The organism is Rhodococcus sp. C-2 (genome assembly GCF_027854095.1).
GTDB lineage: Bacteria > Actinomycetota > Actinomycetes > Mycobacteriales > Mycobacteriaceae > Rhodococcus_F > Rhodococcus_F qingshengii.
This window is the reverse complement of sequence record NZ_JAQGFI010000029.1, coordinates 22764-32872: the sequence shown is the minus strand read 5'-3', so window position 1 is coordinate 32872 and position 10109 is coordinate 22764. Positions and strand designations below refer to the sequence as shown.

11 protein-coding genes are annotated in these 10109 nt (G+C 61.3%); 6 read left to right on the top strand and 5 right to left on the bottom strand.

Translation table 11 applies throughout. The features are described from left to right. The first annotated feature begins 199 nt into the window (after positions 1-199). Entirely contained in the window at positions 200-748 is a 549-nt protein-coding gene (locus tag PCS43_RS33140) for an SMI1/KNR4 family protein (RefSeq protein WP_228401412.1), read from the top strand. A gap of 13 nt (positions 749-761) precedes the next feature. Here PCS43_RS33140 and PCS43_RS33135 read toward each other — a convergent pair whose 3' ends face one another. Further along, the gene (locus PCS43_RS33135) at positions 762-1643 is read right to left on the bottom strand and encodes a DUF4190 domain-containing protein (protein ID WP_058226913.1); all 882 of its coding nucleotides are present in this window, start codon (positions 1641-1643) and stop codon (positions 762-764) included. 175 nt (positions 1644-1818) lie between these two features. Between PCS43_RS33135 and PCS43_RS33130 the strand changes: the two genes are divergently transcribed. The 3 genes from PCS43_RS33130 (at position 1819) to PCS43_RS33120 (ending at position 4647) form a co-directional block, all read left to right on the top strand. Next, entirely contained in the window at positions 1819-2523 is a 705-nt protein-coding gene (locus PCS43_RS33130; protein WP_030536009.1) for a TetR/AcrR family transcriptional regulator, read from the top strand. After that, the gene (locus PCS43_RS33125; RefSeq protein WP_081558526.1) at positions 2520-3257 is read left to right on the top strand and encodes an SDR family oxidoreductase; all 738 of its coding nucleotides are present in this window, start codon (positions 2520-2522) and stop codon (positions 3255-3257) included. Before PCS43_RS33130 ends, PCS43_RS33125 begins: the two co-directional genes overlap by 4 nt. 82 nt (positions 3258-3339) lie before the next feature. Further along, positions 3340-4647 carry a serine hydrolase domain-containing protein gene (locus PCS43_RS33120; protein WP_083056414.1) on the top strand — a complete coding sequence of 436 codons (1308 nt, stop codon included), beginning with the start codon at positions 3340-3342 and terminating at the stop codon, positions 4645-4647. A 19-nt stretch (positions 4648-4666) separates the two neighbouring features. Here PCS43_RS33120 and PCS43_RS33115 read toward each other — a convergent pair whose 3' ends face one another. The 3 genes from PCS43_RS33115 to PCS43_RS33105 all read right to left on the bottom strand — a co-directional run bounded on the left by PCS43_RS33115 (position 4667) and on the right by PCS43_RS33105 (position 6996). Further along, positions 4667-5503 carry a DUF1206 domain-containing protein gene (locus tag PCS43_RS33115; RefSeq protein WP_003943056.1) on the bottom strand — a complete coding sequence of 279 codons (837 nt, stop codon included), beginning with the start codon at positions 5501-5503 and terminating at the stop codon, positions 4667-4669. Between the two features lie 61 nt (positions 5504-5564). Next, the gene (locus tag PCS43_RS33110) at positions 5565-5966 is read right to left on the bottom strand and encodes a hypothetical protein (protein WP_063315577.1); all 402 of its coding nucleotides are present in this window, start codon (positions 5964-5966) and stop codon (positions 5565-5567) included. A 58-nt stretch (positions 5967-6024) separates the two neighbouring features. Then, positions 6025-6996 carry a serine/threonine dehydratase gene (locus tag PCS43_RS33105; protein WP_209910159.1) on the bottom strand — a complete coding sequence of 324 codons (972 nt, stop codon included), beginning with the start codon at positions 6994-6996 and terminating at the stop codon, positions 6025-6027. 167 nt (positions 6997-7163) lie between these two features. Between PCS43_RS33105 and PCS43_RS33100 the strand changes: the two genes are divergently transcribed. Continuing rightward, complete coding sequence (locus tag PCS43_RS33100) at positions 7164-7802, top strand: NAD(P)-dependent oxidoreductase (protein ID WP_030536013.1); 639 nt, start codon at positions 7164-7166, stop codon at positions 7800-7802. Between the two features lie 32 nt (positions 7803-7834). Then, the gene (locus PCS43_RS33095; RefSeq protein ID WP_225320166.1) at positions 7835-8752 is read left to right on the top strand and encodes a nuclear transport factor 2 family protein; all 918 of its coding nucleotides are present in this window, start codon (positions 7835-7837) and stop codon (positions 8750-8752) included. Between the two features lie 36 nt (positions 8753-8788). Here the strand turns inward: PCS43_RS33095 and PCS43_RS33090 are convergent, their stop codons facing one another. Further along, positions 8789-9955 carry an alkane 1-monooxygenase gene (locus PCS43_RS33090; protein WP_030536015.1) on the bottom strand — a complete coding sequence of 389 codons (1167 nt, stop codon included), beginning with the start codon at positions 9953-9955 and terminating at the stop codon, positions 8789-8791. Between the last annotated feature and the right edge of the window lie 154 nt (positions 9956-10109).

The following is a 10109-nucleotide window of genomic DNA, read 5'->3' as shown; positions in this document are numbered from 1 at the left end:
ATGGGAAATCCGAATGGGCACCGATCACCTGCCCTGGTTCATCCCACCACCGGGCATCGACCCCGACCGGAAACCCCGCCGCTCCACCACACGACTCTGAACCCGGAGGTCACCGAGCAAACGCCTCGGTGACCCATTCCGGCGTGCTTCGATAGCCGGAAAGGGCGGCACGGTATCCCCTATTGCTAGCGTTGAGGGTGTGTTTGCACAGGGAACCAACGCGCTGACGGTAGACGGCCGACCGACGCTCGCGCATATCGATTTTGCCCTTATGGATTCCTATCGATTTCCCGACCGGCAGGGCTTCCCCGATTCATATCGCGCATTCATCAGGCACGCAGGTTGGGCGCGGACCTTCGGACTCTGGCTCATCTATCCGCCCGTCCTTCCCGGATTTGCCGACGGCTGGCAAGGGCGCGCCCGCAACCTCACCGCCCATCTTCATTCGGTCTACAGAGAAGGACAGGATGACGAGTTCGATTGGATGATCGAACCCGACGGCGATTGGTCACTCCCCGACTCGCTGCAGGTTTTCGGATGGAGCGAAAACGGTGACGCCCTCCTGTGGGACACAGCATCACGCGACACCGACGGAGAGTTTCCGGTTTGGGAATCACGCTCGTTCAACTCTCTCCACCGTCTCGGCGGGAGCATCCACGAAGCACTACCGTCCATTCGCACCCGGGCTATGGGCCTGTTCGGACCTCGCACCTCCGACATCGAGCCACTCCAGCCCACCCAACTCTGACGCGCGACCCAAATTATCGATAGGCCGCGGACACAGCCACGAATACGAAACCTACGACGACGACCAGGGACAGATAGCCGAGAACGAGTCCGGCCACTGCCAATCCGCGCCCACTTTCGCCGGAACGGCGAATCTGGTTCAACGACACATACCCCACTGGAATAGCAAGAACTCCACCGAAGATTCCAAGTACAAGTGCGACGATGGCCAAGGCATTCGTGCCGACCGCTGGCCGCGCTGGATAGCGCGCTGCAAGTTGATCTGCGAGTACCGGAATCCCGTCCGATGTGAAGCCCACTTGTGCAAAAACGGGTTGGCCATCGGCGGTGTAGCCGACCACCCCAGGGAGCGGTGCCGCCACCTGCCTGACAGGCCCGAACGTCGAACGAAGGCTCCTCCCTAACAGCAGCGCCGCGGCCATATACAGCAACAGCCCCGCCACAGATCCGGCTATCCAGGCTCCACGAAACGCCGGCCCGTCGACGTCGAGGATCCTCCCCGCCGCCCTCACACCGGATCCTGCTGCACCGACCGCGATACTCAAATTCACTGCGCCAGGAATAACGGCAAGCATGGCAATGGCACCGACACCAAGCGACAATGCCGGGCCACCGCGTCGCCGCCACGCCAACGAACTCATCAGCGCTGCAAACAAAGTCACAGCGGTGCCCAGAAGCCCAGTCACAAATCCGACAACGACTCCCGTCTCGAAGTCCCCACCTAGATGACGAGCAACCCACTGTGCCCAGGCCCGCGCGAATGGCGGCCCGAGCGTCAGCGAGACAACGACCGTTGCAACCGCAGCGCACGCCACGACACTGATGACCCGCAGAATCCACCCCAGATAACCGGAATGCGAATTATTCTGCGCAACAGTAGTTTCCGAATCGATCACCAGGATTCCTTCATTCAGAGTGTGAGAACAGAACGGCTCTAGCTGTCACTCCACACAGAACCGTGGCCGGACCGGCTCACTCATCTGATCAAGTTCTGGCGCCTGTGTCTGTAGTTCGTTCGCACGACCAAACCGGCGATAGCAACGATTACATATTTGTGTTAGCGTTGTTTCCATGGGTTCGAGAGCAAAGATTCTGGCCGCGGCAACCGAGCTGCTCAACACCTCCCCCAACGGCGACATATCCACCCGCGCCGTGTGCGAGATGGCCGGCGTCGGCGCCCCCGCGCTCTACCGTCAGTTCGGCGACAAGGACGGACTGCTCGCAGCCGTCGTCGAGGCGGGCTTCTTCGAATACCTCGAAGGTAAACGCGCTGCGACACCTTCCGATGACCCCGTTGCCGATCTACGGGCCGGCTGGGATGCGCACACCGCCTTCGCGCTCGCGCATCCCGCTCACTACCGCTTGATGCACTCACCTTCCGCCCAGAGCGCCGACACCGCCCTGCAGGCTCAGGCGCTACTTCGATCCGTTCTCGAACGATGCGCTGCGGCAGGTGTTCTGACCGTATCGGTCGACGTGGCTACGCAGATGGTGATGTCCGCCAATGCGGGCGTCGCTCTGATGCTCGTCGTCAGGCCGGAACAGTACCCCGATCCGACGCTGTCACAGCGAGTTCGCGACGGAATCTTCGCGTCCATCATCGACGAATCCGGCGCCCACCCGGAAACCTCACTCAACAGAGTTGCATCTACTCTCGACGCCCAACTGGCCGCCGCAGATTCAACTTCTCTCTCCGCCAACGAAGTCGGCCTACTACGAGAGTGGCTTCGCAAGCTGTCCGATGCAACCGAAACCAGTTCAGGAGTTACATCATGACTGACACCACCACCCGCGTCGCCATCGTCACCGGAGCTTCCGGCGGCATCGGGCGAGCGACTGCCGAGAAGCTCGCCGCCGACGGAATGGCTGTCGCCGTGCACTATTCAGGAAACATTCAACGCGCCCAGGAAACAGCTGACGCCATCGTCGCTGCGGGCGGTCGCGCCATAGCGGTGCATGCGGACGTCGCCGACGAAGGTGAAGTCGCCGCACTGTTCGATACGGTCGAGGAGGAGTTCGGGGGTATCGACGTCGTCGTTCACGCGGCCGGAATCATGATCCTCTCCACCGTCGCAGAACTGAACTTCGACGATTTCGATCGGATGCATCGGACCAACGTCCGAGGGACCTTCGTGGTCGACCAGCAGGCAGCCAGACGTGTCCGGCGCGGTGGTGCGATCATCAATTTCTCCACCTCCGTGAAGAAGCTGGCGTTTCCGACTTATGCCGCGTACGCCGCCACCAAAGGTGCTGTCGACGCGATCACTCTGGTTCTCGCGAAAGAGCTACGGGGACGCGATATCACGGTCAACGCCGTAGCCCCAGGCCCCACGGCCACCGATCTGTTCCTTGACGGGAAAGACGAAGCTACAGTGGAGAACCTGTCCAAGCTGGCTCCCCTGGAACGCCTCGGCACACCGGCGGACATCGCGGAGGCTGTCGCGTTTCTCGCCGGCCCAGCTCGTTGGGTCAATGGCCAGGTCATCTACGTCAACGGCGGCGTGATTTAGCAAAACCATCGTCTAAGGAGCACACCTTGGCAATTCCGACAAAACAGTCAAACCAGTCGACTTTGGTTGTAATGTGCAAACAATGGATAACCAGGATCGAGGGTCCGCCCGGACGTCACGACGACAGTTCATCAGCGTTGCAGGGCTGGCGGCAACCGCGGTCATAACCCTCGCGACCTCCTCGACCGCCGGCGCCGCCGGCCCCACGGCACCCAATCCAGGTTCGCGGGTCGGCGATCCTGCTGAAGCCCAAGCGGTGCAACGCGTCGCAGAGACACTGCTGAACAGCGGCGTTCCCGGCCTTGCCTTCGCTATCGTCAAACCGGATGAGAAGAACCGCAAGGCGAGTGTCACCACTACGTACCACTACGGCCACGCCGACGTCGAAAACGGCGTGAGAGTCACTCCACGAACGCAATTCGAGATCGCCTCGGAGACCAAGACCTTCACCGCTGCACTACTGGCGAAACTGATCTCTCGGGGAGAAGTCGGATTGGACGACCTGGCGAGCAAGTATTCGGATGGCAACCCGCTGCCGAAAGGCATCGGCGGCGAGGAGATCACGCTTCGCCAACTGGTCACCCACCGTTCCGGCCTGAGCGACGACCCGCCCAATCTTTCGGCGGGGTGTGCCGATCCCACACGATCGTGCACGGACGAGAAGGCGAAGTACACCAGAAATATGCTCTGGAAAGGACTCCAAGACGCCGGCGCCTTGGAGTTCGCCCCCGGTAGCCACTGGCTGTACTCGGACTTCGGGTTCGGACTGCTCGGCACACTGATGGCCGACAAAATCATTCCGGGACAAGAGAAGCCACCATTCGCGGCGGCAGTCGCCCGCGAAATCACCGACCCGCTCGGGATGATGGGTACCGTGATCGAGACCAAAGCAACCGACCTTGCCGTTCCGTACCACCTCGACGGCACACGAGCGCCTCTGTGGAACAACACGGGTGCGATCGCAGGCGGGGGTGGGCTGGTCAGCACCGCCGAGGACATGTCGATTTGGGCTGCAACAACTCTCGGCTACGGAAACAACCCGCTCAAACCAGTCCTGACCTCGATGCTCGAGCAGATCGACACGCAAGCTCCGGAGAATCCTGCATTCGGAATGGGAATGGCGTGGCAGCTCCAACCCCCGACGCCGAACTTCCCACAACGGTTCGCCAAGAAAAACGGAGACAGCTCGGGATCCAACTGCATCACCCTGCTGGTTCCCGACAGCGGCTGGTCGATCACGATTCTGGCGAACGGTGGAAATGCGGCGATGATCGACCCTGCAGCCGTGAACCTGATGCATGATCTGGTTCCGAGACGACCCATATTCGGTAGCTCGACGGGAAGTTCGTCGGGCAGCGACGTCGGCTTCCAGACCGGGTCATTCGGATAGGCCCACTTGCCTACAGGCGCTACATCTTCGTCGAGCGCGCCATCACGAAGCAGTAGAGCCCGTAGGTGATGATGCCCAATCCGGCAAGGATCAGCAGCGCCACTCCGTACGGCTGCGCGCCCAGCGTCTTGAACGCTCCGTCGAGTCCGGAGGACTTGCCGGGTTCGGAACTGTTGACCGCAAGAAGAACCAGAATGCCGACTGCAGCGATGGCCAAGCCCTTGGCGACGTACCCGACGGTTCCGAGTCGGCGCACGAAGTTGCTGGGTGTGCCTTTCAGATCATCGAGGAAGTTCTGGCTCGCGCCCTTGTACACGTGGTACACACCAACGGCGATGATCGCGATCCCGCCGATCACCAATGCGATAGTTCCAAGCGTGTTCTCCATCAAACGCGCCGTGATCCCCGCACTCTGACCGCTGCTGGACTTCCCGCTACCGCGGGCGAATCCGAATGCAGTGAAAGCAAAACCGAAATAGACGAGCGAAATGCCCAGAGCCTTTGCGCGGTTGAAGAACTCTTTCTTCTTGTCGTCAGAGGACGGCGACGACGAGCTTCCCAACGCAGCTTCGGCCAATCTCCACAACGCCATGGCAAGGAAGGCCACGACGCCGACCCACAGAGCGAAGACACCCCCTGGCTTTCCTGCCAACTCGGCCATCGCACCCGATTGGTCCGCAGACCCGGATCCACCGAGAGCAAGGCGGATCGCGATATATCCGATCAGCAGATGAACCACACCGCTGACGACGAATCCGGCACGGGCAAAGCGCTCGAAGACATTGTTCTGTGCGACGTCAGCCGCCGTGGACGCGACGCTCTTCTGGTCGTGCGGTGACGATTCTTTATTCATCATGATCGTCGAACCATATACGGGCAGACGCTTCCCTCGAACGCCTGCATCAAGTGTTTCGAGATCAAGGGTTTCGAGGGTTCTGATCCGGCGTCGACCGCGGTTCTTCGGGGTTGGGAACCTTGGGGTCAATCGCGTCTGCATGATCTCGTTGCTGGTTCAGTTCGTCGCGAGAACTCGTCGCCTCTTTCCGATGCTGCGCTGCATGATGTTGCAGCGCAGACGCTTCCGCCGCTTTGGCGTCGGCCTCTGCCTGCACCATGCGCGCTTTGGCTGCTGTCTCTTCTGCCCGCGCCTCGCGCTCGCCTACTTGCAGTGACTTGTCTGCGACGTCTTCGCGGATCTGTTCTGCCTCGATGTGACGACGCTCGTCACGCCTGTTTCGCGCCACCCACAGGAGTGCGGCCACGATCGCTATCACCACGACCACGGCAACAATTATCCAGATAATGCTGCTGGTACTCATACTGCGAGAGGTACCCACCTGCGACTTTCTCACACGCAGGCAAACAAATACGCTGAAATTACAGGTCGGTCGGATGTGTGTTGGCTCCGCATAAAACCACGCACAGTTCACCGTCGGACGGCGGCGACACCGTTCCGTTCAGAACCGGAGCCAATGCTGCCGCGGTTCCCAACTCCACCAGAATCCGGAACTCCCGCCACATGAATGCCCGCGCCTGTCGGATCGAATCATCTTCGACCACAACACTGTCTACCGAACTCTCATGCAGTGTCTCCCAGGCGATGGCACCAATTCGTGTAGCCCCCAACGAGTCTCCGGCGATACTGTTCACTTCGATATCCACCGGACGCCCCGCATCGAGCGAGGTGTGCAAGGTGGCAGCTCCGGTCGGCTCGACGGCTACCACGTGATCTTCGGGACGAGCCGCCGCGACGATTCCAGAGACCAACCCGCCGCCGCCGACTGCAACGCAATACGTGATCGGTCCGGTCGCGTCGTCTTCGAGCTCGAGAGCGATGGTGCCGGCCCCACTGACGATGTCGGGCAGGTCGTAGGCATGCAGTTCGAGCGCACCGCTGGTGCGTGCGATGTCCGCCGCAGCGGCAGCAGCGAGTGCATACCGGTCGCCTACCTTGTGAACGGTTGCACCCAACTCTCCGAGAGCCTTCACCTTGGCATCAGGCGCTGTCTCCGGTACCACCACTGTGCAGGTGAGTCCTCGTCGCCGCGCTGCCCACGCGGCCCCGATTGCAGCGTTGCCGCCAGACGCGATCACCACGCCGGCATCGGGCATGGTGCCGTCGGCGACCGCTCGTTCCACTGCATTGAGACTGCCGCGCACTTTGAAGGAACCGCCGTGCTGGAGGTACTCGAGCTTGAACAGAACCGGTACCTCACCCTGTGGCGTCGGTAGCGCAGTGCGAAAGATCGGAGTACGCCGCGCCAGTCCCGCGATACGAGTCCGCGCAGCTTCGACGTCCGAGCGCTCGATTGCCACTGGACCTGCATTGTTGTCGGCGGTGAGAGTCATGTACCAACCCTACGGTTCGCAACGTCGACCCGAAGCAGTCGGCCCATCGTCATCATGATGTCTGTTTTTCACCAAGGAATGCCCGCATCTGACCGAGACAATGCACCTCGGGGTGAATAAATTTACTACTACAAGCACAACGACGACATCAAGGAAAGGCACACCCCATGTCGAAGATCGCAGTATTCGGTGGAAACGGTTTTGCAGGAAGCGCAATCGCGAAAGAAGCCGCTTCACGCGGCCACGAGGTAACCGTCGTCGCTCGCAGCGCGCAGTCCGGAACCGACACGAATGTCGTGCAGGGTTCTGTTCACGACAACACGATCGTGGAGCAGATCACGGCAGACAACGACGTCGTTGTCGTTGCCATCCCCGCTCGCGAGATCGACGGCAAGCGCCTGCTCGACGCCGTCACTCCCCTCGCAGATGCCGCCGCACGCAACGGTGCTCGCATTGCCGTAGTCGGTGGCGCCGGCAGCCTGTTGGTCTCCGAGGGTGGGCCACGCGTCGTCGACACCCCCGACTTCCCGGACGCATACAAGGGTGAGGCACTCGCTCACGCCGACGTCCTCGATGCGCTCCGCGCGACCGACAGCAATGTCGACTGGTTCTACGTGAGCCCGGCCGCTGCGTTCGGTGCCCATGCCGGCGTCGCCCCGAAGGGATCGTTCCAGTTGGGTGGCGACATTCTCCTGACGGACGCCGAGGGCAACTCCGCCATCGCGGGCGAAGACTACGCACACGCTTTTGTCGACGAGATCGAGACTCCGGCCCACCGTCGCCAGCGTTTCACCGTCGCACACTGAATATGAGCAACCTTCGTAGGCGCGCAGCCTGGATGACTGTTCCCGCTGCCGCCGCACTCCTGCTCACCGCGTGCTCCAACGACGCGGAATCCGCAACGCCCAGCAGTTCTACGACGTCCACGAGCGTTGTTGCCGAACAGGGCGATCAACTCGAATCCAACAAGACCGTCGTCACGGACTTCTACGAACTGGCGTTCAACGGCCGTCAGGTTCAGCAAGCCGCCGACCGGTACCTTGGCGACGTCTACATCCAGCACAACCCCACCGCCGCCGATGGGGCAGCCGGATTTGTCAGCGGCATAGGCGGTTACGTCGAGGCCACACCCGGATTGCATGCCGAGATCACTCGCGTTTTCGCCGAGGGCGATCTGGTTGCCCTCCAGTCCCACACCACGTCTGCACCCGGCGACCGCGGCCAGGCGGTATTCGACATCTTCCGCGTCGACAACGGCAAGATCGTCGAACACTGGGATGCCATTCAAGACGTGCCGGAAACGTCCGCGAATCCGAACACGATGTTCGACGGACCCACCTCGTCGCCGTCCAAGTCGTCAGAAGTCTTGGAGCGCAACACGGCCAACGCGTTGACGTTCCTGCAGCTCGCCTTCAACGAAGGCAAAGCCGCCGAGGCTGCCGACCAGCTGGTCGGTCCGACCTACACGCAGCACAACCCCTCGTTCGCTGACGGCAAGGACGCATTTGTCACCGCACTGGCCGGGATCGAACCCGTTACCGAAGACAAGGCCACCAAGTTTCCACGGACGGTAGCCGAGGGCGACTTCGTCTTTGTTCAGACCTTCGCTTCGTCCGGTGAGGGAACGGCCGGCAGCGGCTCGATGGACATCTTCCGATTCGACGAGAACGGCAAAATCGTCGAGCATTGGGACGCCGTCCAGGACTACCCGTCGACGACTGCAAGCGGCAACACCGTGTGGGACGACGGTCGCTGAGACGGCAACTCCGAACAGTTCAGAGAGGGATGCGGATCAGCCGACGTTGATTCGTTCTGTGTCGCCGTCGTAGTAGTCCAACAATCTCTGATCCATCACCCGGCGCCACAGCGGTGGAATCCACGCGATCACGATCATCACTGCGTAGCCGGCCGGAAGTTGCGGCGCTTCGGCCGCGCTACGCAGACTTTGGTACCGCAGCTTCGGGTTGGCGTGGTGATCGCTGTGCCGCTGCAGTTGGTAGAGAAACAGATTGCTCACGACGTGATCGCTGTTCCAACTGTCAGCGGGGCTGCAGCGAACGTACGAGCCGTCGGCACGCTTGCCACGCAGCAGGCCGTAATGCTCGAGGTAGTTCGCGGCTTCGAGGAAGGTGAATCCGGCAACTGCCTGCAGCAGGAGCCAGGGCGCGACCTCCCAACCGAAGATACCGATCAGCGTCGCGAAGAGGACAACACTCATCGCCCAAGCGTTGAGAATATTGTTCTCGAAGCTCCAGGTTCGTTTGCCTTTCCTCTGGAGTCGAGCGCTCTCGATGCGCCATGCCGAACGCAGCCCGCCGAACACACTTCGTGGCAAGAACCTCCAGAAGCTCTCACCGAACCGTGAGCTGGCCGGGTCCTGCGGAGTAGCTACACGCACATGGTGGCCGAAATTGTGTTCCACGTAGAAGTGCCCGTAGAGAGATTGCGCAAGCGCCACTTTCGCGAGCCACTGTTCGATCTTCTCGCTCTTGTGGCCGAGCTCGTGGGCCGCGTTGATACCGACGCCGGCGACGACGCCCACCGTGAACGACATCGCGATCTTCTCCGCGATTCCCATCGGAGCGTTGATCCAGCACCAGCAGGCGAAGACCAGACCGGCGTATTGCAAGGGGAGGAACGCGTAAGTGCACCAGCGGTAGTAGCGGTCCTTCTGCAGTCGTGGGATCGCATCGTCCGGCGGACTTTCGCCGTCTTCACCGGCCAGCATGTCGATGATCGGGATGACGATGACCAGTAGCCACGCGCCGGTCGCCCAGAACAATCCGAGACGAAGGTTGTCGACGAGAAACCAGGAGATGAACGGGCTGAGTGGAATCAGCAATCCGAGCGGCCACAGGTACCTCTTGCGGTCGCGCCAGCGCGGATTTTCGCCGGACGGCGAGTCGGTGTTCTGGACAGCGTTCGATTCGGTACGCCGTGCGTCGGAAGTCGCTGTCATTCGCCGATCTCGCCTTTCGTCCCCTCGAACGATTCGCCCCACGCACCGTTCACGCTCAGCAAACCAGAACTAATGCCCGGACGGGTATGGTCCCGAAATCCAGAGCGCCCTGCTCGAAAGACGGCACGAGCGCTTGTACTCACCAGAAACTCCC

What these genes read in the sequence shown, in the direction of transcription:
- PCS43_RS33110 (WP_063315577.1), bottom strand. Translation starts at nt 5,966, where the DNA reads ATGAGTACCAGCAGCATTATCTGGATAATTGTTGCCGTGGTCGTGGTG.
- PCS43_RS33120 (WP_083056414.1), top strand. Translation starts at nt 3,340, where the DNA reads ATGGATAACCAGGATCGAGGGTCCGCCCGGACGTCACGACGACAGTTC.
- PCS43_RS33105 (WP_209910159.1), bottom strand. Translation starts at nt 6,996, where the DNA reads ATGACTCTCACCGCCGACAACAATGCAGGTCCAGTGGCAATCGAGCGC.
- PCS43_RS33130 (WP_030536009.1), top strand. Translation starts at nt 1,819, where the DNA reads ATGGGTTCGAGAGCAAAGATTCTGGCCGCGGCAACCGAGCTGCTCAAC.
- PCS43_RS33115 (WP_003943056.1), bottom strand. Translation starts at nt 5,503, where the DNA reads ATGATGAATAAAGAATCGTCACCGCACGACCAGAAGAGCGTCGCGTCC.
- PCS43_RS33095 (WP_225320166.1), top strand. Translation starts at nt 7,835, where the DNA reads ATGACTGTTCCCGCTGCCGCCGCACTCCTGCTCACCGCGTGCTCCAAC.
- PCS43_RS33090 (WP_030536015.1), bottom strand. Translation starts at nt 9,955, where the DNA reads ATGACAGCGACTTCCGACGCACGGCGTACCGAATCGAACGCTGTCCAG.
- PCS43_RS33100 (WP_030536013.1), top strand. Translation starts at nt 7,164, where the DNA reads ATGTCGAAGATCGCAGTATTCGGTGGAAACGGTTTTGCAGGAAGCGCA.
- PCS43_RS33125 (WP_081558526.1), top strand. Translation starts at nt 2,520, where the DNA reads ATGACTGACACCACCACCCGCGTCGCCATCGTCACCGGAGCTTCCGGC.